Origin of the sequence: Pseudomonas sp. BCRC 81390, from assembly GCF_030341915.1 — a bacterium.
Classification (GTDB): domain Bacteria; phylum Pseudomonadota; class Gammaproteobacteria; order Pseudomonadales; family Pseudomonadaceae; genus Aquipseudomonas.
Genome location: NZ_JATAAG010000010.1, coordinates 332703 through 356434 on the forward strand (window position 1 = coordinate 332703; position 23732 = coordinate 356434).

A 23732-nucleotide genomic window follows, 5' to 3' on the forward strand; every position below is an offset into this window, starting at 1 on the left:
ACCACCCAGGAACTTCTGCTACGAGCCATCGCTCATAGTGCCGTAACGATTTTCCTGCCCACGGGCTGTGAGAGATGACTTACAGGTGACAACAGCAGGTATCCACTGCCTGCCTCGATAACTTCGACAGGAATCACGGGAACCCCCGAAGCCCCTGTCCACGCAGGAGAGACGCGTCCTTACAATTCGTCCTAGTGGTTGATTTCAAAGGATTTATCCACTTGAAAAAACAAGCACAGCAACGCGCCATGTAGCGCATTGCAATAAAGACGGCTGCATTCCAGGGCACGTTTTTTAATTAATGGCTTTTTACTGCCACATTTGAGTGCATAACTTTTTGCGCTCCGGATTTATTTTGCCTGCGCTCGGCGAAGTGTGCATTCGCCATGTATCCGTGCGCCTGAAAACTGTTGTTAATCAACCCAGTCCGGCTCTCTGCGGAGATGTCGACGTGATAAACACATGAGGTGATAGCGATGCGTATCAGCATCTTTGGTTTGGGTTATGTGGGTGCAGTCTGTGCAGGCTGCCTGACGGCGCGAGGCCATGAAGTGATCGGTGTGGACGTGTCCAGCACCAAGATCGACCTGATCAATCAGGGCAAGTCGCCCATCGTCGAACCTGGCCTGGAAGCACTGCTGCAACAAGGCATCGCCAATGGCCGCCTGCGCGGTACAACCGACTTCGCCGAAGCCATCCGTGCCAGCGACGTGTCGATGATCTGCGTGGGTACCCCGAGCAAGAAGAACGGCGACCTGGGCCTCGAGTACATCGAGTCGGTGTGCCGCGAAATCGGCTACGTGCTGCGTGACAGCGACCGTCGCCACACCATCGTGGTCCGCAGCACCGTGCTGCCGGGTACCGTGAAGAACGTGGTGATCCCGATCCTCGAAGACTGCTCGGGCAAGAAGGCCGGTGTCGACTTCGGCGTTGCAGTGAACCCGGAGTTCCTCCGCGAAAGCACCGCGATCAAGGACTACGACCACCCGCCAATGACCGTTATCGGTGAACTGGACAGCGCCAGCGGCGACATCCTGCAAGCGCTGTACGAAGAGCTCGATGCACCGATCATCCGCAAGCCGATCGAAGTGGCCGAGATGATCAAGTACACCTGCAACGTGTGGCACGCCACCAAAGTTACCTTCGCCAACGAGATCGGCAACATCGCCAAGGCGGTGGGCGTGGATGGCCGTGAGGTCATGGACGTGGTGTGCCAGGACAAAGTGCTGAACCTGTCCCAGTACTACATGCGCCCTGGCTTCGCCTTTGGCGGCTCGTGCCTGCCGAAGGACGTGCGCGCCCTCACCTACCGCGCCGCCAGCCTCGATGTCCGCGCACCGTTGCTCGACTCGCTGATGCGCAGTAACGAATCGCAGGTGCAGAACGCCTTCGAGCTGATCGAAGCGCACGACAAGCGCAAGGTCGCCCTGCTTGGCCTGAGCTTCAAGGCCGGCACCGACGACCTGCGCGAAAGCCCGCTGGTGGAACTGGCCGAGCGCCTGATCGGCAAAGGCTACCAGCTGGACATCTACGACGAGAACGTCCAGTACGCCCGTGTTCACGGCGCCAACAAGGACTACATCGAGTCGAAGATCCCGCACGTGTCGTCGCTGCTCAACGCCGACTTCCAGAAGGTCATCGACAACGCCGACATCATCGTCCTGGGCAACCGTGACGAGCAGTTCCGCGCACTGGCCGAGCAAGCGCCGGCTGGCAAGCACGTGATCGACCTGGTCGGTTTCATGAGCAAGCCAACCTGCACTACCAGCCGTACCGAAGGCATCTGCTGGTAACAGCAGGCCCGGCGGCGCAGGTGTTGTCCACCAAGGTGGAACCTGCGTCGCCCACCCTTTCCCGAATTCTCGACGGATGCTGAACATGCAAAGGCTCCAGACAGTGCTGTTGCAGTGCGCCGGGTGGCTGCTCTACATGAGCCTGCTCATGCTGATCGCCCTGGCCCTGCCAGCCGATATCTTCGACTCGCAGTCGAAGCACTTCATCTTCCTGGTCGGCGCAGTCGGCATCTGGCGCTATTCCATGGGCGCTACCCATTTCATTCGCGGCATGATCTTCCTCTACGGCGTGTACCCGTACCTGCGTCGTAAGGTGCAGAAAATGGGCAATGCCGCCGACCCGTCGCACGTGTACCTGATGGTGACCAGCTTCCGTATCGAAGCCCTGACCACCGCCCAGGTGTACAGCTCGGTGATTCGCGAGGCGATCAACTGTGGCTTCCCCACCACCGTGGTCTGCTCGCTGGTGGAGATGTCGGACGAACTGCTGGTGAAAAGCCTGTGGGCCAAATACAACCCGCCGGCCCACGTCAAGCTGGACATCGTGCGCATCGCCGGTACCGGCAAGCGTGACGGCCTGGCCTATGGCTTCCGTGCCATCTCGCGCATGCTGCCGGACGACAACGCCGTGGTGGCGGTGATCGACGGTGACACCGTGCTGGGCGACGGCGTGGTCCGCAAGACCGTGCCGTGGTTCAAGCTGTTCCCCAACGTCGGCGGCCTGACCACCAACGAGTTCTGCGAAGTGCGTGGCGGCTACATCATGAGCGAGTGGCACAAGCTGCGCTTCGCCCAGCGCCATATCAACATGTGCTCGATGGCCCTGTCCAAGCGCGTGCTGACCATGACCGGGCGCATGTCGATGTTCCGCGCCAGCGTGGTGACCAACCCGGAATTCATCGCCGACGTCGAAAGCGACTCGCTGATGCACTGGCGCCTGGGCCGCTTCAAGTTCCTCACCGGTGACGACAAGTCCAGCTGGTTCAGCCTGATGCGCCTGGGTTACGACACCTTCTACGTGCCGGACGCCGCCATCAACACGGTCGAGCACCCGCCGGAGAAGAGCTTCCTCAAGGCCAGCCGCAAGCTGATGTACCGCTGGTACGGCAACAACCTGCGGCAGAACTCCCGTGCGCTGGGCCTGGGCCTGGGCCGCCTGGGGCTGTTCACCAGCATCGTGCTGTTCGACCAGCGCGTGTCGATGTGGACCAGCCTGCTGGGCCTGACCGTGGCGGTGATCGCCAGCCTCAAGTTCGGCATGGGCTACCTGCTGGTGTACCTGCTGTGGATCGGCATCACCCGCCTAATCCTCACCATCATGCTGCTGTGCTCCGGCCACAACGTGGGCCCGGCCTACCCGCTGATTCTCTATTACAACCAGATCATCGGCGCGCTGATGAAGATCTACGTGTTCTTCCGCCTCGACAAGCAGTCCTGGACGCGTCAGCCCACTGCCCTCAAGCGTGACCTCGCCAGTTTTCAACAATGGTTCAACACCTGGTCCTCGCGGACCATGACCTTCTCGGCTGCCAGCATCTTCGTCGCTGTGCTGTTCATGGTCGTGTGAGCCCAACCCGGATCGGAACTAACAGGAACAAACCACATGAATACCGCCGTGAACGTCAACGTCGTGCATGAGTCCGAAGCCCAGCGCCAGCATGCCCGGGTACGCATCCCCGCCAAGCTGCGCTTCCTCGACGCCCAGCGCCAGGCCCACGATGTGAAGGTCGACGACCTCTCCGCCGGTGGCCTGAGCTTCCACACCAAGCAACCCCTGTCGGTTGGCGACGTGCTGCGCGGACGGCTGCAGTTCACGGTCGACAACCTCGGCCTGTCGATGGACATCGAGTTCCAGGTGCGCTCCTACCACCCGGACAGCGGCCGTACCGGCGCGCAGTTCCAGAACCTCGAGCCACGTGACATCGCCACCCTGCGCCACATCATCACCACGCACCTGTCGGGTGAGCTGATCAGCGTCGGCGACGTGCTCAGCACCCTGCAGCGCGACAACTTCACCAAGGCACGCAAGCAAAAGGACGGCGGCAGTGGCCTGAGCGCATTCGGTCGCCTCAAGGCGGTCACCGTCACCCTTGGCGTGTTCGTGGTTGGTGTCGCCGCCTTCGGCTTCGTCGCCAAGTCGCTGTACGGCATGTACTTCGTCAGCCACGCCGAAGCCGGCGTGGTGGCAGTGCCGACCACCACCATCACCATGCCACGCGACGGCACCGTGAGCAGCCTGGTCGACAGCGGCGGGATGATCGGCAAAGGTGCGCCACTGGCTACCTTCACCACCAGCATGCTGGACATGCTCAAGGGCAACCTGGAAGACGCACAGCTGGAGCCGGCCAAGATCGAGGAACTGTTCGGCAAGCAGCTGTCCGGCACCCTCACCAGCCCCTGTGATTGCGTGGTCGCCCGCCAGCTGGTGGACAACGGCCAGTACGCGGCCAAGGGCCAGCCGATCTTCCAGCTGATCCCGCGCACCACCAACCCGATGGTCGAGGCGCGTTTCAGCTACCGCCAGTTCGACGAGGTCAAGCCAGGGACCCGGGTCAACTTCCAGGTCGCCGGCGAAGACGAAGTGCGCACCGGCCAGATCGTCAGCAGCGCCAGCCTCAACAGCGACGACCTGGCCTCCGACATCCGTGTGCAGATCAAGCCCGACAGCACCCTGCCCGCCGAGCTCGCCGGGCGCCCGGCTTCGGTCAACAGCGACCGTGGCCCTTCGCTGAACTGGCTGATCGACAAAGCCATGGCCCGTGGGCTGTAAGAGGATCGTCGTATGATTCCCCACAAGAAAAGCGCCAGCCTGGGCCTGTGTGCCCTGGCAGCAGCCATGACCCTGGCCGGCTGTGCCGGCCTGCCTGACCAGCGCCTGGCCAACGAAGCCATGAAGCGCGGTGACACGGCATTGGCCGAGCGCAACTACAAGGCACTGGCCGACCTGGGCTACAGCGACGCGCAAGTGGGCCTGGCCGATATCAAGGTCGCCACCCGCGACCCGGCGAAAATCAAGGAAGCCGAGGCCACCTACCGCGCCGCGGCAGCGACCTCGCCGCGGGCCCAGGCGCGCCTTGGCCGCCTCTTGGTTGCCAAGCCCGACAGCACCCAGGCCGAGCGCGAGGAAGCCGAGACCCTGCTCAAGCAAGCCGCCGCGCAGGGCGAAGGCAACACCCTGATCCCGCTGGCGATGCTCTACCTGAGCTACCCGCAGAGCTTCCCCAAGGTCAATGCGCAGCAGCAGATCGACCAGTGGCGTGCCGCCGGCAACCCGGAAGCGGGCCTGGCCCAGATTCTGCTGTATCGCACCCAGGGCACCTATGACCAGCACCTGGGCGAGGTGGAAAAAATCTGCAAGGCCGCCCTCGACGCCACCGACATCTGCTACGTCGAACTGGCCACCGTGTACCAGAAGCGTGGCCAGGCCGACCAGCAGGCTGCCCTGCTCGGCCAGCTCAAGGCGGCCTATGCCCGCGGCGCGGTACCGGCCACCCGAGTCGACAGCGTCGCCCGTGTCCTGGCCGACCGCAGCCTGGGCCAGACCGACGAGAAAACCGCCAAGGACCTGCTCGAGCAGGTAGCCCCGGCCAACCCGGCGTCCTGGGTCAGCCTGGCGCAGCTGGTGTACGACTTCCCCGAGCTGGGCGATACCGACCAGCTGATGGCCTACATCGACAAAGGCCGCGAAGCTGAACAGCCACGCGCCGAACTGTTGCTGGGCCGCCTCTACTACGAAGGCAAGACCCTGCCTGCTGACGCGGAAAAAGCCGAGCAACACCTGCAGGCCGCCGCCGACGCTGGCGAAGTCAGCGCCCATTACTACCTGGGGCAGCTGTACCGCCGTGGCTACCTGGGCAACGTCGAGCCACAGAAGGCCGTCGACCACCTGCTGGCCGCCGCCCGTGGCGGGCAGAACAGCGCCGACTATGCCCTGGCCCAGCTGTTCAGCGAAGGCCACGGTATTCGCCCGCAACCGGGCAATGCCTGGGTATTCGCCCAGTTGGCCCAGGCCAACCCGACGCCGCAGTCCGCTGAACTGCTGCAGCAACTCGACCAGCAACTCACGCCTGACCAGCGCAGCCAGGCGCAGACCCTGCTGGCGCAGGAGAAGCAGGCCCGCGGCAGCATGAACCTGGGCGCCAACAGCACCCTGGCCATCGAAGCCCTGCAAGACGACGAAAAAGAAGTAACCGGTGAGGACTCGCTATGACGCTCAATCCCTTCTTGAAAGCCGGCATCGGCCTGAGCTTCGCCCTGCTGTGGTCCTGCCCGACCCTGGCGGAAATGACCGCTGAAAAGAACTTCGGCCTGGATGTGAAAATCACCGGCCAGTCGGAAGACGACCGCGACCTGGGTACCCGCTCTGGCGGCGACGTCAGCGGCCTGGGCCTGGACCTGCGCCCTTGGGTATATGGCGAGCGCGGCAACTGGAGCGCCTATGCCATGGGCCAGGCCGTCACTGCTACCGACACCATCGAAACCGACACCCTGCGCCAGAACGACGACGGCACCACCACCGACACCGCCGCCGACGGCCGTGAGCAGGACAAGAGCTACCTGGCCATGCGCGAATTCTGGGTCGGCTACAGCGGCCTCACCGCCTACCCCGGCGAGCAGCTGCGTTTCGGTCGCCAGCGCCTGCGCAGCGACGACGGCATGTGGCGTGACACCAACATCGAGGCGCTGAACTGGACCTTCGACACCACCCTGCTCAAGGCCGACCTGGGCGTGGCCCTGCGCTTCAGCGAATACCGCACCGACCTCACCGAGCTGGCCCCGGAAGACAAGGACCGCACGCACATCTACGGCAACGTCGCCACGCAGTGGACCCCTGGCCACTGGGTCGGCGTCCGCGCCCACCACACCCATGACGGTGGCAGCCTGAAGAACCCGGGCGAAACCGTCGATGCGCTGGACAAGACCCGCACCGGCGACCTGACCTGGCTGGGCCTGGAAGCCAACAGCGATGCCTACAACTGGCGCAACGACCACACCGTCAACTACTGGGGCAGTGTCACCTGGCTGACCGGTGACCGCGACACCCTCAGCAGCCAGGTGGTGGGCGACCAGACCGTGGCCACCGGCAAGCAGAGCGGCGACGTCAACGCCTGGGCCACCGACCTTGGCATCCGCGTGCGCCTCGACCCGCAGTGGCAGGTCGGTGCGGCCTACGCCCGCGGCAGCGGCGGTGGCGGCGACGACGGTTCGAGCAACTACGAGCAGACCGGCCTGGAGAGCAACCGCTCCAACTACACCGGTACCCGTTCGCGCGTGCACCGCTTCGGTGAAGCCTTCCGCGGCGAGCTGGGCAACCTGCAGGCGGCCACCCTGTTCGCCTCCTGGCAGCTGCGCGACGACTACGACGCCAGCTTCATCTACCACAAGTTCTGGCGTGTCGATGACAGCCAGAACATCGGCTCCAGCGGCATCAACGCGGTGGTCAACGACAACGGCGTGAACCGTCCGCTGGTCGATGGCGAAAAAGACCTTGGCCAGGAGATGGACGTGGTCGTGACCAAGTACTTCAAGCAAGGCCTGCTGCCGGCTTCGATGAGCCAGGCCATCGACGAACCATCCGCCCTGGTGCGCCTGCGTGCCGGCGTGTTCAAGCCGGGCGACGCCTACGGCAAGGAAGCGGACTCGTACATGCACCGTGCCTTCGTCGACGTGATCTGGCGCTTCTGAGGCCGGTAGGGGACTTACCGTTATGAACCTTCACCCGCACCTACGTCACAGCCTGCTGGCCAGCGCCTTGCTGCTGGCAGCAGGCCTGGCCGCCGCCACCGAGCCGACGACCACGGCCAAGGGCTTGCAGCAGGCCAAGACCTACACGGTCTCCAGTGCCCCGGTCGAACCACTGCACATGGACCCGCCAAAGCTGCCCGACCTGACCGGCTACACCGCCGAGGCGGTACAGAAGAAGATCGACCGCCGTCACAAGGGCAAGGTCAGCCTGCGCCGCATGTTCCAGGAAGACACGCTCAAGGAGTTCGTCGGTGGCGACAACAAGGCGGCCGAGTGGGTCCAGCGCCAGCATGGCATTCCGCAGGCCATCTTCGTCGATGACGGGCATGTCGACCTGGTCGAGCTGAGCAAGAAGGTACCCAGGCAGTACCTCAGCGAAGTGGAGCCGGGCGTGTACCTGGCGCGCCTGCCGATCGTGGTCGGGCAGAAGGGCATCCTCGAGATCGACGGCAAGGTCAAGCAGCTGCGCCTGTCCCAGGAGGGCGGTTCGTTCCTGGTCAACGACGGCAAGCTGTTCGTCACCGATACCCAGGTGACCGCCTGGCGCGAAAAGGACAACGGCCCGGCGACCTTCCGCTCGCCCAAGGAGTTCCGCCCGTTCCTGCTGTCGTGGGGCGGCACCGAGACCTACATCGTCAACAGCAAGATGGCCAGCTTCGGCTATGCCAAGTCCAAGTCGTACGGGGTGAGTATCTCGCAGTACACGCCGAACATGGCCAAGCGCATGGGCCGCCCGGAACCCACCGGCTGGATCATCGGCTCGGAATTCAGCGACATGTGGTACGGCTTCTACTGCTACGAGACCCAGGACTTCGTGGTCAAGGACAACACCTACCGCGACAACATCGTCTACGGCATCGACCCGCACGACCGCTCGCACCGCCTGATCATCGCCGGCAACACGGTGTACGGCACCAAGAAGAAGCACGGCATCATCATTTCGCGTGAGGTCAACGACAGCTGGATCATCAACAACAAGAGCTACGACAACAAGCTCTCCGGGGTGGTGATCGACCGTAACAGCGTCAACAACCTGATTGCCTACAACGAGATCTACCGCAACCACACCGACGGCATCACCTTGTACGAAAGCGGCGACAACCTGATCTGGGGCAACAAGCTGATCAACAACCGCCGCCACGGCATCCGTGTGCGTAACAGCGTGAACATCCGCCTGTACGAGAACGTCGCCATGGCCAACGGCCTGGTGGGTGTGTACGGCCACATCAAGGACCTGTCCGACACCGACCGTGACATCGCTCTCGACCCGTTCGACACCAAGGTATCGCTGATCCTGGTCGGTGGCGAACTGGCTGCCAACGGCTCCGGCCCGCTGTCGATCGACTCGCCGCTGTCGGTCGAGCTGTACAAGGTGTCCATGCTCGCCCCACGCAAGGCCAGCGGCATCAGCCTCAACGGCGTGCTGGGTGAGCGCCAGGACGAAATCCTCGACCTGCTGGTCCGCCAGAAAAAGGCTGTGCTGATCGACCCGGTCGAACGCCAGACCGAAATGATCGAATAAGGAAGCCCAGACCATGACTCCACACCTGATGAAACTGCTGGGCCTGTCCACTGCCCTCCTGGCCATCAGCCAGGGCGTGAGCGCCGACGACGTGAAGGCCCCGACCTTCACCGCCGAGCCTTGCTGCCAGCTGTGCCCGGAAGCGCACGACCCCAGCCGCTACACCACCCGCTACCAGCAGAACTTCACCACGCTGGTGCAGGCCCAGGGTGACTGGCTGTTCCGTACCCGCGAAGACCTGCGCACCGAGTTCACCACCACCCCGGCCGGCTACAAGCGCCTGCAGCAGGTGCACGACGCGTTCAAGAAGCGCGGCGTGGAACTGGTGGTGGTGTACCAGCCGACCCGTGGCCTGGTGAACCGCAACATGCTCAACCCGGCGGAAAAAGCTGCCTTCGACTACCAGAAGGCGTTGGGCAACTACCAGGCCATGCTCAAGCGCTTCGCCAGCATGGGCTACAACGTGCCCGACCTGTCGCCGCTGACCAACGAACAGCTGGCCGCCGCCGACCAAGGCAAGGACTTCTACTTCCGCGGCGACCAGCACTGGACGCCATACGGTGCCGAGCGCGCGGCGAAGATCGTGGCCGAGACCGTGCACAAGATGCCGGCTTTCGAAGGTATCCCGCGCAAGGAATTCGAGACGAAGAAGTCCGGCCGCATGGGCAAGACCGGCACCCTGCACAACGTTGCCGGCCAGCTCTGCGGCACCAGCTATGCAGTCCAGTACATGGACCAGTTCACCACCGAGCCGAAAGGCTCCGACGGTGGCGGTGACGACCTGTTCGGTGACGCTGGCAACGCCCAGATCACCCTGGTCGGCACCAGCCACAGTGGCAAGAACTACAACTTCGCCGGCTTCCTGCAGCAGTACATCGGTGCCGATGTGCTCAACGTCGCCTTCCCCGGCGGTGGCCTGGAAGGCTCGATGATCCAGTACCTGGGCAGCGAGGAATTCAAGAAGAACCCGCCGAAGATCCTGATCTGGGAGTTCTCTCCGCTGTACCGCCTGGACCAGGAAACCATCTGGCGGCAGATCCTCGGCCTGCTCGACGACGGCTGCGATAACCGCCCGGCGCTGATGAGCGCGAGCACCACCCTCAAGCCCGGCAAGAACGAGTTGATGGTGAACGGCAAGGGCGGCGTGATCAAGGACCTGGTCAACCGCAACATCCAGATGGACGTGAAGTTCGAGGACCCGTCGGTGAAAGTCCTGCAGGCCACCCTCTGGTACCTCAACGGCCGCCACGAGGACATCAAGCTGGAAAAACCGGAAACCGCCGAGACCGATGGCCGTTTCGTCTTCCAGATGCGCGAAGACGAGGACTGGGCCAGCCAGGGCCTGCTGGCCTTCGAGGTACAGGGCCCGGAAAGCGGTACCCAGAAGGTCGAGGCCAAGCTCTGCAAACGCAACAACTTCGCCGTGCCCGCGCAGACCGCGCAGGCCGGCCAGTGAGGCGACCATGACTGCGTTCAAGCGAATTTTCCGCCCTGCCCTGCTCGCCCTGGCCTTGTGCGGCAGTGCCGCGCACGCCGCGCTGGTACCGCCGCAGGGGTACTACGAAGGGATCGAAAAGCTCAAGACCGGCGACGGTAACTTCCGCTGCGAAGCTGTGCCCAAGCCGTACACCGGGGCCCTGCAGTTCCGCAGCAAGTACGAAGGTTCGGACAAGGCGCGGGCCACCCTCAACGTCAGCTCGGAAAAGGCCTTTCGCAAGTCCACCGAGGACATCACCACCCTTGAAAGAGGCGTGAGCAAGATGATCGGCCAGTACATGCGCGATGGTCGCCCGGCACAGCTCGAGTGTGCCCTGGCCTGGCTGGGCAGCTGGGCACGTGCCGATGCGTTGATGTCCACCGACTACAACCACACCGGGAAGTCGATGCGCAAATGGGCGCTGGGCAGCATGAGCGGTTCATGGCTGCGCCTGAAGTTCTCCAACTCGCAGCCACTGGCTGCGCACCAGGCCGAGGCCGAGCTGATCGAGAAATGGTTCGCCCGCCTCGCCGAGCAGACCGTGCGCGACTGGAGCGACCTGCCACTGGAGAAAATCAACAACCACAGCTACTGGGCAGCCTGGGCGGTGATGGCCACCGCCGTGGCCACCGACCGTCGCGACCTGTTCGACTGGGCCGTGAAGGAATACCGGATTGGTGCCAACCAGGTCGATGCGCAGGGCTTCCTGCCCAACGAGCTCAAGCGCAAGCAACGCGCCCTGGCCTACCACAACTACGCCCTGCCGCCGTTGGCGATGATCGCCAGTTTTGCCCAGGTCAACGGCGTGGATGTGCGCGGCGAGAACGACAACGCCCTGCATCGCCTGGCGCAGCGGGTGCTGGCCGGGGTCAAGGACCCGAGCACGTTCAAGGCGCGCAATGGCGAGAAGCAGGACATGCAAGACCTGAAGATCGACAGCAAGTACTCGTGGATGGAGCCCTATTGCAGCCTGTATGCGTGCAGCGGCGACACCCTGCAACGCAAACGCGGGATGCAGCCGTTCAACAGCTTCCGGCTGGGCGGCGACCTGACCCGGGTCTACGACCCGAGCGCAGAGAGCAAGAAATGAGTTGAACCCCTTTGGGGGTCGGAACCTGTGGGAGCGGGCATGCCCGCTCCCACAGGTACCAAGGCTTCCCCCACTTTTTGAGTGGGGGGTTTGGGGGGCGCTGTGCCCCGGATGCTGTGAACAAAAAGGAGAACCGGGATGGTCTTCTCGTCCAACGTGTTCCTGTTCCTGTTCTTGCCGATCTTCCTCGGCTTGTATTACTTGAGCGGGCAACGTTATCGCAACCTGTTGCTGCTGGTCGCCAGCTACATCTTCTACGCCTGGTGGCGAGTGGACTTCCTGGCATTGTTCGCCGGGGTCACCCTGTGGAACTACTGGATCGGCCTGAAGGTCGGCGCCGCCGGTGTCCGCACCAAGCCCGCCCAGCGCTGGCTGCTGCTCGGCGTGGGTGTCGACCTGGCGATCCTCGGCTACTTCAAATACGCCAACTTCGGCGTCGACAGCCTGAACGCGATCATCACCTCGTTCGGCCTGGAGCCGTTCATCCTCACCCACGTGCTGCTGCCGATCGGTATCTCGTTCTACATCTTCGAGTCGATCAGCTACATCATCGACGTGTACCGTGGCGACACCCCGGCCACCCGCAACCTGATCGACTTTGCCGCATTCGTGGCGATCTTCCCGCACCTGATCGCCGGCCCCGTGCTGCGCTTCAAGGACCTGGTCGACCAGTTCAACAACCGTACCCACACCCTGGACAAGTTCTCCGAAGGCTGCACCCGCTTCATGCAGGGCTTCATCAAGAAAGTGTTCATCGCCGACACCCTGGCCGTCGTCGCCGACCACTGCTTCGCCCTGCAGAACCCGACTACCGGCGATGCCTGGCTCGGTGCCCTGGCCTACACCGCGCAGCTGTATTTCGACTTCAGCGGCTACAGCGACATGGCCATCGGCCTGGGCCTGATGATGGGCTTCCGCTTCATGGAGAACTTCAAGCAGCCGTACATCAGCCAGTCGATCACCGAGTTCTGGCGGCGCTGGCACATCAGCCTGTCGACCTGGCTGCGCGACTACCTGTACATCACCTTGGGCGGTAACCGCAAAGGCACCTTCAACACCTACCGCAACCTGTTCCTGACCATGCTGCTGGGCGGCCTGTGGCACGGCGCCAACTTCACCTACATCATCTGGGGCGCGTGGCATGGCATGTGGCTGGCCATCGAGCGCGCACTGGGCATCGACACCAACCCACAGCGCTTCAACCCGGTGAAGTGGGCCTTCACCTTCCTGCTGGTGGTGGTCGGCTGGGTGATCTTCCGCGCCGAAAACCTCGAAGTGGCCGGCCGCATGTACGGCGCCATGTTCAGCTTCGGCGACTGGCAGCTGTCGGAACTCAACCGCGCCCAGCTCACCGGCCTGCAGGTCGCCACCCTGGTGGTCGCCTACATCACCCTGGCGTTCTTCGGCCTGCGTGACTTCTATCGCAATGCCAGGCCGACGCCCAAGGCCACCCCGGTGGCGGTCAACGCCGACGGTTCGATCGGCCTGGACTGGTCCCGCGTGATGACCCGCGCCCTGGTACTGCTGCTGTTCGTGGCCTCGATCCTCAAGCTTTCGGCGCAGAGCTACTCGCCGTTCCTCTACTTCCAGTTCTGAGGTGGATGACATGACCCGCACATTACGCATTACCTATTCACTGTCGTTCCTCGGCCTGCTGGTAGGCATGGGCGTGTGGTCGACCGGTGGCCTGCAAAGTTTCCAGCGCACCGAACAGATGACCCTGCTCAACGGCAAGCTGGCCAAGGCCGCCGAGACCCACTACGACGAGCACTTCCCGATCAAGCGGTTGGGCACCAACCTGTGGGCGGCGATGGATTTCAAGCTGTTCAATGAAGGCCGCCCCGGTGTGGTACTGGGCCGCGACCAGTGGTTGTTCAGCGACGAAGAATTCAAGCCCACCGCCGGGGCCGAACAGCTGATGGCCGAAAACCTGGCGCTGATCCGTGGCGTACGCGACACCCTGCAGCAGCACGGCAGCCAGCTGGTGCTGGCAATCGTGCCGGCCAAGGCACGGGTATACGCCGAATACCTGGGCAAGGAACTGCCGACCAGCCTGCATGGCGACCTGTACAACCAGTTCCACGCCCAGGCCCGCCAGGCCAACGTGTTCGCCCCGGACCTGATGGCACCGCTGGAACAGGCCAAGGCCCGAGGCCAGGTGTTCCTGCGCACCGATACCCACTGGACGCCGATGGGCGCCGAAGTGGCAGCACAGGCGCTGGCCGAAGCGGTCAGCCGGCAAAACCTGCTCAACGGCGAGCCACAGACGTTCGTCACCGAAGCCGGCAGCACCGCGCCGTACAAGGGCGACCTGACCAACTTCCTGCCACTGGACCCGCTGTTCAGCAACCTGCTGCCGGCACCGGACAACCTGCAGAAGCGCACCACCCGCCCGGTCGAAGCCGAGGGTGAAGCCGGTGACGCACTGTTCGCCGACAAGCAGATCCCGGTTGCCCTGGTGGGCACCAGCTATAGCGCCAACCCGCACTGGAACTTCCTCGGTGCGCTGCAGCAGGCCCTGCGCAGCGACGTGGCCAACTACGCCGAAGACGGCCACGGCCCGCTGCTGCCGATGCTCAAGTACCTGCAAAGCGATGCCTTCAAGAACGCCGCACCACAAGTGGTGGTGTGGGAATTCCCCGAACGTTATCTGCCAATGAAGAACGACCTCAGCAGCTTCGACCCGCAGTGGATCGCGCAGCTGAAGAACTCCCGTAAATCCGAAGAAAACCTGGCCTTGTCGTCCACCCGGACGAACCACTGATAGAGAGGAACACGCCAATGACTACCAAGACTTCCATTGCCAAAGCCCTCACCCTCGCGGCCGGCCTGTCCCTGGCCTCGATGCAGGCATTCGCCGGTGCCGACGCCGCGCTGTACGGCCCGACTGCACCAAAAGGTTCGACCTTCGTGCGCCTGTACAACGCTTCCAGCACCCCGACCGCAGCCTCGGTCGGCAATACCCAGATCAAGCAGGTTGGCGCCCAGGCCAGCAGCGACTTCAGCTTCCTGCCAGGCGGTGACTATACCGCCCAGGTCGGCGGCAAGAGCGTGCCGGTCAAGCTGGCCTCGGACAAGTACTACACCCTGGTCAACAGCGCCAACGGCAGCCCGAAGCTGATCGAAGAGCCGCCGTTCAAGAACAAGCAGAAAGCCCTGGTTCGCGTGCAGAACCTGAGCGACCAGCAACTGACCCTGAAGACTGCCGACGGCAAGACCGAAGTGGTCAAGCCAGTGGCCGCCAACGGCCGCGGCGAGCGTGAGATCAACCCGGTCAAGGTCAACCTGGCGCTGTACCAAGGAGACAAGAAAGTGGGTGACGTGAAACCGGTCGCCCTGGAGCGCGGCGAAGCCGCAGTGCTGTACGTAACGGGTTCCGGCAGCGCCTTGTCGCCGGTGTGGGTAACTCGCCCCGTGGCTAGCAACTGATTCCACTGCCTCTCAACGACTATTGGAGAAACATGATGATCCCGGTAATTCTTTCTGGTGGTAGCGGTTCCCGTCTGTGGCCTCTGTCGCGCAAGCAGTTCCCCAAGCAGTTCCTGGCCCTGACCGGTGAACACACCCTGTTCCAGCAAACCCTGGAACGCCTGGTGTTCGAAGGCATGGACACGCCGATCGTGGTCTGCAACAAGGACCACAAGTTCATCGTCCAGGAGCAACTGGCCGCGCTGAAGCTGGAAACCCAGGGCATCCTGATGGAGCCGTTCGGCCGCAACACCGCCCCGGCGGTGGCCATGGCGGCGATGAAACTGGTCAACGAAGGCCGCGACGAGCTGATGCTGGTGCTGCCCGCCGACCATGTGATCGATGACCAGAAGGCCTTGCAACGTGCCCTGGCCCTGGCCACCGTGGCCGCCGAGCGTGGCGAGATGGTGCTGTTCGGCGTACCGGCGACCAAGCCGGAAACCGGCTATGGCTACATCCGCTCCAGCCAGGATGCCTTGCTGCCGGAAGGCGTGGCCCGCGTGGCCCAGTTCGTCGAGAAGCCCGACGAGAAACGCGCCGCCGAATTCGTCCAGGCCGGTGGCTACTTCTGGAACAGCGGCATGTTCCTGTTCCGTGCCAGCCGCTTCCTCGAAGAGTTGAAAAAGCACGACGGCGACATCTACGACACCTGCGTGCTGGCCCTGGAGCGCAGCCGTGAAGACGGCGATGTGCTGACCATCGACGAAGCCACCTTCGCCTGCTGCCCGGACAACTCCATCGACTACGCGGTGATGGAAAAGACCCAGCGCGCCTGCGTGGTGCCGATGTCGGCCGGCTGGAGCGACGTGGGCTGCTGGTCGTCGCTGTGGGAAGTGCACGAGAAGGACGACAACGGCAACGTCACCAAGGGCGACGTGGTGGTACAGGACAGCCACAACTGCATGATCCACGGCAACGGCAAGCTGGTGTCGGTGATCGGCCTGGAAAACATCGTGGTGGTCGAGACCAAGGACGCGATGATGATTGCCCACAAGGACAAGGTCCAGGGCGTCAAGCAGATGGTCAAGACCCTCGACGAGCAGGGCCGCAGCGAAACCCAGAACCACCTGGAAGTGTACCGCCCATGGGGCTCGTACGACTCGGTGGACATGGGCGGCCGCTTCCAGGTCAAGCACATTACCGTCAAGCCGGGCGCCAGCCTGTCGCTGCAGATGCACCACCACCGCGCCGAGCACTGGATCGTGGTGTCCGGCACTGCCGAGGTGACCTGTGACGAGAACGTGTTCCTGCTGACCGAGAACCAGTCGACCTACATCCCGATCGCCTCGGTGCACCGCCTGCGCAACCCGGGCAAGATCCCGCTGGAGATCATCGAGGTGCAATCCGGCAGCTATCTGGGCGAGGACGACATCGAGCGCTTCGAGGATGTGTATGGGCGTACGTCCACTCCCATCGAGCGCGGCGTTTCGGTGAAGACCATCGCGCAGTAAATGCTGACTCGCCCCTGGCCTGGCCAGGGGCGAGACTGCTTATCCAATGCTCGGGTTTATGACGACGATGTCGAATGCGCGCCCTACCACCCTGAAAGGTCGCTGCAAATCATCCAGCCCTTCACATTCGAAGGATTCAGCCTTGATGCGCGTGGCTGTCATTTCGAGTTGCCGGATAGTCCCGGACCTGGCATAGCCGCCATAGGTTGTGCCGCGCTTGTGGACAAGTACCTGGTTCCTCTGTTCATCGATAGTGATATCTCTCACGCCATCGTGTACTTCCAGCAGGAAGTCGATGAAGACTTCCGCATCCGCGGCCTCCCCCTTGTACGCATACAACGCCGCGTATTTTTCATTGGCCCCATAGTCCACACCTTCCGAAACGAAACTCTCCCCTTGACCAGCGAGGCTGATGTCAGCGATTACTGTTCCCTTGGCAGGCAATCTCAGTGCTTTCCCACGCTTTTGCTCAACCGATGTCATGGCCATGCTCCTTTTGAATAGGCATGATGGATTTTAAGAACATGGGCCATTTCCTCTACTAGCAGAAATGCCAGGTCTGCCTCCTAGGCATAGGTGTTCACCGGTTACCTGACCGCTGAGTTGCCGCTAGGCTATAGCCATCCATCCGCACGAATAAGGCGATTACGCGATGCTGTTCGGTGCCCTGCTGATCCTCTCCTGGCTGGTGTTGTTGCTGCGTCATCCAGCCAAGGCGCTTCCAATTTCCCTGGCGGCCATATGTGGCCTGGGCCTGGTGGCCTTGTTCGTAGTCTGGCAAGACAACCGCGAAAGCAACCGACTGGCCCGCCTGGACCTGCGCCTGACCTACGCCCCCGAACACTGCCCCGCCGACCGTACCCTGCAGGTGCACATGAAGAACGGCAACGACGTGCCGCTAACCGAACTGCGCTGGCGCGTGGCGGCCTACGCGCCGGGCGATACCGTGAACCTGGCGGAGAACACCTACAATGCCCCGCGCTACCGTGGGCCGGGTGAACTGCAGCCGGGTGCCGAGTGGAAAGACTGCCTGCCGTTGCCGCCGCTGCGCTCCGGGTACCGGCCGCAAACCCTGGAGTTTCGGGCTGAGCACCTGCAGGGTACATTTGCCAATTGATCGTTTGCCTGTGCCGCCCTGTTCGCTGCTGAACCCGCGAAGAGGCCGACTCAGCAACACAAACTCCCAGACAACAGGTCCCAACCATGCCCACCGTCCTGATCACCGGTTGTTCCAGCGGTATCGGCCGCGCCTTGGCCGACGCCTTCCGCGATGCCGGCCACCATGTCTGGGCCACTGCCCGCAAACCGGAAGATGTCGAGCAACTGCACGCCGCCGGTTTCACCGCTCGGCAACTGGACGTGAATGACAGCGTTGCTTTGGCCCGCCTGGCCGAAGAGCTGGAGACCCTCGACATTCTGATCAACAACGCCGGTTACGGGGCCATGGGCCCGTTGCTTGATGGCGGCGTGGACGCCCTGCGCCAGCAGTTCGAAACCAACGTCTTCGCCGTGGTCGGCGTCACCCGCGCCCTGTTCCCGCTGCTGCGCCGTACGCGTGGTCTGGTGGTGAACATCGGCAGCGTTTCCGGCGTGCTGGTCACCCCCTTCGCCGGAGCCTATTGCGCCTCGAAAGCCGCCGTGCATGCGCTGAGCGATGCCTTGCGCCTGGAGCTGGCACCGTTCGGCGTGCGGGTGATGGAAGTGCAGCCGGGGGCGATTGCCTCGCAGTTCGCCAGCAATGCCCAGCGCCAGGCCGAGCAGGTGCTGGCGGCGGATTCAGCGTGGTGGCCGTTGCGTGAGCAGGTGCAGGCTCGGGCACGTGCGTCGCAGGACAAACCGACTTCGGCGGCGGTGTTTGCCCAAGGCGTATTGGCAGCAGTCGGCAAGTCGCCGGTGCCAGCAATGGTGCGCCTGGGCAATGGCAGCACGGTCTTGCCGCTGATGGCCCGGCTGCTGCCACGACGGTTGCTGGACTGGGCGCTGCGCAAACGCTTTGGCCTGCTGCGCCCGCTCTGAGAGTTCGGCCACCTGTGCTGGATGCAGGAGCGGCTTCAGCCGCGATCACCGGCACAACCGGTGCCCTCCACCGCGTCGCCTGCTTCGCGGATAAATCCGCTCCCACAGATGTGAACCGCGCTGGCCTCGGGTTGGCGCTGTACCTGTAGGCGCGGCATTCAGCCACGATCACCGGCGCAGCCGCTGCCATCCACCGCGTCGCCTGCACAAGGCAACAAGCAATCAGGCTATTGAACGCAGTACACCACCATCCACCCGCAAGGCCGCCCCGGTGGTGGCGCTGGCCTGCATCGAAGCCAGGTACACCACCATGTTCGCCACCTCTTCCACTGTCGCCAGCCGCTTGATCAGTGAGGTCGGCCGGTGTTCGGCGAGGAAGTTCGCCTCCAGCGTTTCCGTCGACACCCCTTGCTCCGCAGCCAGCTTGGCGAAGAAGTCCCCCACTCCCTCCGAGCGTGTGGGCCCTGGCAACACCGAGTTCACTGTCACCCCGGTCCCGGCCAGGGTCTCGGCCAGCCCACGCGATACCGCCAGCAGCGCGGTCTTGGTCATGCCGTAGTGAATCATCTCGGTCGGGATCTGCAATGCCGATTCACTGGACAGGAAGATCACCCGGCCCCAGCCGCGGTCGGCCATGCCCTGGGCATAGTGGCGCGACAGGCGCACGGCGCTGAGCACGTTGACGTCGAAGAAGCGCTGCCAGTCCTGGTCGTCGATTTCGAAAAACGGCTTGGGCTCGAAGATACCAAGGTTGTTGATCAGGATGTCGGTGTGCGGCACCTGGTCGAACAGTGCCTGCGCACCGGCCTGGGTGCCCAGGTCGGCGGCAATGCCGATGATGCGGGCTTGTGGCAGGCGCTCGCGCACACCATTCAGGGCGTCGTCGACCCGGGCCTGGGTACGACCGTTGAGCACCACTTCGGCGCCCGCCTCGGCCAGGCCGATGGCAATGGCCAAGCCAATGCCGGCGGTGGAACCGCTGACGATGGCACGCTTGCCGTTCAAAGAAATGTGCATCTGTGCTCCCTCCCTAACTGTGAGAATGCGGCTGCTCATCGAATGCCTGCCAGCCACCACCCAAGGCCTTGTACAGCCCCACCAGCGCCTGCGACACCGCCGCCGAGCTGTCGATCCACTGCTCTTCGCTGGCCAACAAGGCACCCTGCACGGTCAGCACGTTGAGAAAGTCCACCGCCCCTTCCACATACTGGCGCTGGGCGGTTTCCAGGGCGATGCGGTTCTGCCGCACCGCCTCTGCCAGGTGGTCGCGACGCAACTGGCTGGCGTTGTACAGGCGTAGCACATCGTCGATTTCATGCCAGGCGCCGAGCACCACCTTGCGATAGTTCAGCGCCGCTTCCTGCTGCTGTGCCTCGCGCAGTTCCAAGGTGCCCTTGAGCCGGCCACCCTCGAAGATCGGCAGTGACAGCTGCGGGCCGAAGGCGAAGCGACGCGAATCCCAGCCGCCGAAATCCGCCAGCTGCATGGCCTGGAAACCGACGCTGCCCGACAGACGGATGCTGGGGTAGAAGTCGGCCTCGGCCACCCCGATGCTGGCAGTCGCAGCATGCAGGCGAGCCTCGGCCTGGCGAATGTCCGGACGCCGCTCGGCCAGCTCCGACGGCAGGCCGATGGCAAACTTCTGCTCTGGTGCAGGCAGTTCGCCGCCCTTGAGCAGTTCGGCCTGCAGGCTGCGCGGCGGTTCGGCAGCGAGCAGGCTGAGCGCGTTGACCAGGTCGTCGCGGCGGGCCTCCAGGCTTGGCAGGCGCGACTCGATCGAGGCCACCTGGGCACTGGCCTGGGCCACGTCGAGCCGGGTGGCAACGCCTTCGGCCTGGCGCTCCTCAGACAGCTTCAGGCTGTGCCGGGCGACCTTGAGGTTGTCCTGGGTCACATCAATGGTGTGCTGCACGGCGCGCAGCTGGATGTAGTTGCCGGCGGTTTCCGCCAGCAGCGCCAAGAGCACGCCACGACGGTCATTCTCGGCCACTGCTACGGTTGCATCGGCAGCTTCGACCTGGCGCCGCACGCGGCCCCACAAGTCCAGTTCCCAACCGGCCACCAAGTCGCCCTGCCAGAGGTTGAAGGCTTCCTTGCCCGCCTTGCCGGACGGGTCGCTCAGGCCTTCGGCACTGTTGCGCGCGCGGCTATAGCCGGCGTTCACGTCCACCGACGGTACCTCATCGGCCGCAATACTGCTGCGCAGGGCCCGGCTTTGTAGCAGCCGGGCGCTGGCCATCTGCAAGTCCAGGTTGCGCTCGGCAACGCGCTGGATCAAGGCACTCAGCTGGGCATCATGGAAGCTTTCCCACCAGCGTAGTTCCAGCGGTTCGGCCTGTGGCTGGCTGGCCGCCGCCTCGCCTTGCAACGGCGCCCAGTGTTGCGGTGCCTGGCTGTCGGGGCGCTGGAAATCCGGGCCCAGGGTGCAGCCGGCCAGCCACACAGCCAGCAATAATGGGCTCAAGCGGAATGCCGGTTTCATCGCGCACTCACCTCGTTGCCATGCAGCGTGTCGCCACGGGTATCGATGGTCGCTTCCACCGACATGCCCACGCGCAGGCGGGTTAACAGCGGCTGGCCGTCATCGAAGACGATCTTCACCGGAATGCGCTGCACCACCTTGGTGAAGTTGCCAGTGGCGTTGTCTGGCTTGACCGCGGCGAACGTCACCCCGGTGGCCGGGGCGATGCTTTCCACATGACCGCGCAACTGCTCACCAGCAAAGGTGTCGACACTGATGCTCACCGCCTGGCCGGGCTGCACATGGGTCAGCTGGGTTTCCTGAAAGTTGCCGACCACGTAGGCCTGCTGCAATGGCACCACCGACAGCAGGCGGGCGCCCGGGTTGACGTAGGCGCCGACGCGCAAGGCGCGCTCGCCGACCATGCCATCCACCGGCGCTGTGATACGGGTGTAGGACAGGTCGAGCTGGGCCTTTTCCAGCCCCGCCTCGGCGCGCTTGAGCTGGCCATCGGCACTGGCCACCTGGGCGCCGAGGATATCCACTTGTTTGCGCGCTGCCAGCAATGCCGCCTGGGCATTGGCCAGGCGTGCGCGCGCCTGGTCGACCCTGCTGCGCGCCTGCTGGGCATTCTGTACGGTACCGGCGCCCTGTTCGGCCAGGCGGCTATAGCGGTTCACTTCATGGTCGGCGAATGCGGCTTCGGCCTGGGCGGCTTTCACCTCAGCCTCGGCCTGGGCAATCAGTGCGGCCTGGCGCTCCAAAGTAGCCCTGGCGTCGGCGCTCTGCGCCTTGGCCACCAACAGCTGCGCCTGCGCGGCATCCAGCGCAGCCTGGTAGTCACGGGCATCGATGGTCGCCAGTAGCTGGCCGGCCTTGACCTGCTGGTTGTCTTCTACCAGCACGTCCTTGATGAAGCCGGCGACCTTCGGCGCGACCACGGTGTAGTCGGCGGCCACATAGGCATCATTGGTACTCTGGCGGTGGTCGCTGCCGAGCATCCAGGGGCCGACGATGCCGGCCAGGACGGCCACGGCAAGCACCGAGCCGATGATCAGGGTTTTACGGTTGTTGGTCATTTCAGCGGTTCTCGAATTCACCCCGGGCTCAAGCCACCGCGCGCGGTGGGTAGACCCGGGTAGGCACGAAAGGAATCAGGCAGATCAGGGCCAAGGCAATGCCAGCCATGACCAGGTAGAGGTCGGCCGAAGTCAGCACCAACGCCTGTTCGTGGATACGCTTGGCCAGGCCCACGGCGTTGTCGTCGACCAGCGGGGCGTTGCCCAGGCTGTCCACCAGGTGGTTGGAATGAAAGTGCCGGCGTACAGTGCCCAGGGCGTCCAGCAGGCCACCGGCAATCACCGCTGCCAGGCCCTTCACGGTGTTGAACCAGCTGGAAGCGAATGGGCCCTCCTGCGGGGACATGCCATTGGTGGACAGCATCAGTAGCGGCAGCACGGCCATCGGTTGGCCAAACACCTGCAGCAGGTAGAACGGATAGAAGTCGCCACGGATCCATTCGGCAGTCAGCAGGCTGCTGCCGAGGCAGGACAGCACCAGCAACGCCAAGCCGACGCCCAGAACCCAGCGGCAGTCCACTGCGCGGATGTTGCACAGCGCCGCTGTCAATGGCAGGGCAAGCAGTTGTGGCATCGCTACCAGCAGCATCAGCGGGCTGGTCTGCGCCGGGCGATAGCCCTGGAGCTGCGCGAGGTAGGCCGAAGGGATGCTGCCCACGCCGGAGAGCACGATCAGCACCCCGGCCAAGGTGACCAGGGCGAAACTCAGGTTGCGCCGCGACAGCATGCGCAACTGGAAGAACGGCAGCGGCTCGGACCATTCGTTGTACATGAACAGCACCAGCAACAGCAGGCCACCGCCCAGCAGCCAGCAGATCAGCGGCGAATCGAACCAGCCCCAGCGGTCGCCCAGCGACAGGCCCAGCACGATACAGCTGATGGCAGGCAGGCCGAGCAGCACGCCGCGCCAGTCGAACTGTTTGAAACGCTCCAGGCGTAGCGGGTCCTGCGGCAGGCCCCAGCCGACACAGACCATGGCCAGTGCCGAGGGCAGGATGATCTGCCAGAACGCCCAGCGCCAGCCGACGTATTCGGTCCACAGCCCCGCCAGTGGCGTACCCAGGTTGGGCCCAAAGGTGGCGGTGAGCGCGTAGCAGGCCAGGCCATAGACCTTGATGCCCGGCGGCAGGAAGCGCAGGGCCACGCTCATCAGCATTGGCGGCAGCGCGCCCGAGGCGAAGCCCTGGAGCACGCGCAGCAGCATCAGGCTGTGCAGGTTGGGGGCGAACGGTTGCAGCAGGCCGAGCAGCGCGAACAAGCCAATGGCGCACAGGGTGAAACGGCGCAATGAAAAGGTGGTGGCCAGCCAAGGGGCGAAGGCCATGGCCGACACCGAGGCGGCGCTGTACACCGCCAGCAGCCAGGCGCCTTCGTCGGCACCGATGCCCATGGCGCCGCGGATATCGGCCAGGGAAATCTTGGTCACCGATTCGTTGAGCCCTGCGCACAACACGGCCAGCAATACCCCGAACAGCCCGACCACGACCTGCAGGCCGAACGCCGTCTGAACAGGCGCGGCCGTTGCAGGGGCGGCAAGCGCGGCAGACGGGGCGGACAGGGAACTCATTGGTTGACAACTCCAGCAACAAATTTGCGACTGGAGCAAGTCTAGGAAGGTCGAATGCTGACG

The 23732-nt window shown here is 63.8% G+C and carries 19 protein-coding genes; 14 read left to right on the top strand and 5 right to left on the bottom strand.

All coding sequences use genetic code 11. The features are described 5' to 3' along the window. The first annotated feature begins 476 nt into the window (after window positions 1-476). The 12 genes from QSV36_RS06015 (at window position 477) to QSV36_RS06070 (ending at window position 16546) form a co-directional block, all read left to right on the top strand. Window positions 477-1793 carry a nucleotide sugar dehydrogenase gene (locus QSV36_RS06015; protein WP_289130813.1) on the top strand — a complete coding sequence of 439 codons (1317 nt, stop codon included), beginning with the start codon at window positions 477-479 and terminating at the stop codon, window positions 1791-1793. Between the two features lie 85 nt (window positions 1794-1878). Beyond that, complete coding sequence (locus QSV36_RS06020; RefSeq protein ID WP_289130814.1) at window positions 1879-3360, top strand: glycosyltransferase family 2 protein; 1482 nt, start codon at window positions 1879-1881, stop codon at window positions 3358-3360. A gap of 36 nt (window positions 3361-3396) precedes the next feature. Then, entirely contained in the window at window positions 3397-4563 is a 1167-nt protein-coding gene (locus QSV36_RS06025) for an alginate biosynthesis protein Alg44 (RefSeq protein ID WP_289130816.1), read from the top strand. A gap of 12 nt (window positions 4564-4575) precedes the next feature. Next, on the top strand, window positions 4576-6003 hold the full coding sequence (gene algK, locus QSV36_RS06030) for an alginate biosynthesis TPR repeat lipoprotein AlgK (protein ID WP_289130817.1): 1428 nt from the start codon (window positions 4576-4578) through the stop codon (window positions 6001-6003). After that, window positions 6000-7478 carry an alginate export family protein gene (locus QSV36_RS06035; protein WP_289130818.1) on the top strand — a complete coding sequence of 493 codons (1479 nt, stop codon included), beginning with the start codon at window positions 6000-6002 and terminating at the stop codon, window positions 7476-7478. Before algK ends, QSV36_RS06035 begins: the two co-directional genes overlap by 4 nt. A 22-nt stretch (window positions 7479-7500) precedes the next feature. After that, window positions 7501-9060: a mannuronan 5-epimerase AlgG gene (gene algG, locus QSV36_RS06040; protein ID WP_289130819.1), complete on the top strand. Its 1560-nt coding sequence runs from the start codon at window positions 7501-7503 to the stop codon at window positions 9058-9060. A gap of 13 nt (window positions 9061-9073) precedes the next feature. Next, window positions 9074-10516: an alginate O-acetyltransferase gene (locus QSV36_RS06045; RefSeq protein ID WP_289130821.1), complete on the top strand. Its 1443-nt coding sequence runs from the start codon at window positions 9074-9076 to the stop codon at window positions 10514-10516. 7 nt (window positions 10517-10523) lie between these two features. Next, window positions 10524-11627 (top strand): mannuronate-specific alginate lyase, encoded by a 1104-nt coding sequence (locus QSV36_RS06050; RefSeq protein WP_289130822.1) that lies wholly within the window; start codon window positions 10524-10526, stop codon window positions 11625-11627. A 138-nt stretch (window positions 11628-11765) separates the two neighbouring features. Continuing rightward, a complete protein-coding gene (locus QSV36_RS06055) occupies window positions 11766-13223 on the top strand; it encodes an MBOAT family O-acyltransferase (protein ID WP_289130823.1) in 1458 nt (485 codons plus the stop codon). Between the two features lie 10 nt (window positions 13224-13233). Next, the gene (locus QSV36_RS06060) at window positions 13234-14391 is read left to right on the top strand and encodes an alginate O-acetyltransferase (protein ID WP_289130824.1); all 1158 of its coding nucleotides are present in this window, start codon (window positions 13234-13236) and stop codon (window positions 14389-14391) included. Between the two features lie 17 nt (window positions 14392-14408). After that, window positions 14409-15056, top strand: a complete 648-nt coding sequence (locus QSV36_RS06065) for an alginate O-acetyltransferase AlgF (protein WP_289130826.1) — start codon at window positions 14409-14411, stop codon at window positions 15054-15056. Between the two features lie 35 nt (window positions 15057-15091). Beyond that, window positions 15092-16546, top strand: a complete 1455-nt coding sequence (locus QSV36_RS06070; RefSeq protein WP_170034287.1) for a mannose-1-phosphate guanylyltransferase/mannose-6-phosphate isomerase — start codon at window positions 15092-15094, stop codon at window positions 16544-16546. A 39-nt stretch (window positions 16547-16585) separates the two neighbouring features. On the opposite strand, the gene QSV36_RS06075 is transcribed toward QSV36_RS06070, so the two are convergent. Beyond that, window positions 16586-17035 carry a hypothetical protein gene (locus QSV36_RS06075; protein ID WP_353853213.1) on the bottom strand — a complete coding sequence of 150 codons (450 nt, stop codon included), beginning with the start codon at window positions 17033-17035 and terminating at the stop codon, window positions 16586-16588. A gap of 163 nt (window positions 17036-17198) precedes the next feature. Between QSV36_RS06075 and QSV36_RS06080 the strand changes: the two genes are divergently transcribed. Next, complete coding sequence (locus tag QSV36_RS06080) at window positions 17199-17663, top strand: multidrug transporter (protein ID WP_289130828.1); 465 nt, start codon at window positions 17199-17201, stop codon at window positions 17661-17663. Between the two features lie 86 nt (window positions 17664-17749). Beyond that, on the top strand, window positions 17750-18562 hold the full coding sequence (locus QSV36_RS06085) for an SDR family oxidoreductase (RefSeq protein WP_289130829.1): 813 nt from the start codon (window positions 17750-17752) through the stop codon (window positions 18560-18562). Between the two features lie 222 nt (window positions 18563-18784). Here QSV36_RS06085 and QSV36_RS06090 read toward each other — a convergent pair whose 3' ends face one another. The 4 genes from QSV36_RS06090 to QSV36_RS06105 are packed head-to-tail and all read right to left on the bottom strand — an operon-like array spanning window position 18785 to window position 23669. After that, window positions 18785-19579 (bottom strand): SDR family NAD(P)-dependent oxidoreductase, encoded by a 795-nt coding sequence (locus QSV36_RS06090; RefSeq protein WP_289130830.1) that lies wholly within the window; start codon window positions 19577-19579, stop codon window positions 18785-18787. A 13-nt stretch (window positions 19580-19592) separates the two neighbouring features. Beyond that, window positions 19593-21044: an efflux transporter outer membrane subunit gene (locus tag QSV36_RS06095; RefSeq protein ID WP_289130831.1), complete on the bottom strand. Its 1452-nt coding sequence runs from the start codon at window positions 21042-21044 to the stop codon at window positions 19593-19595. Then, entirely contained in the window at window positions 21041-22102 is a 1062-nt protein-coding gene (locus QSV36_RS06100) for an HlyD family secretion protein (RefSeq protein WP_289130832.1), read from the bottom strand. The genes QSV36_RS06095 and QSV36_RS06100 overlap by 4 nt, the downstream gene beginning before the upstream one ends. Window positions 22103-22130: 28 nt before the next feature. Then, a complete protein-coding gene (locus QSV36_RS06105; RefSeq protein ID WP_289130833.1) occupies window positions 22131-23669 on the bottom strand; it encodes an MFS transporter in 1539 nt (512 codons plus the stop codon). Between the last annotated feature and the right edge of the window lie 63 nt (window positions 23670-23732).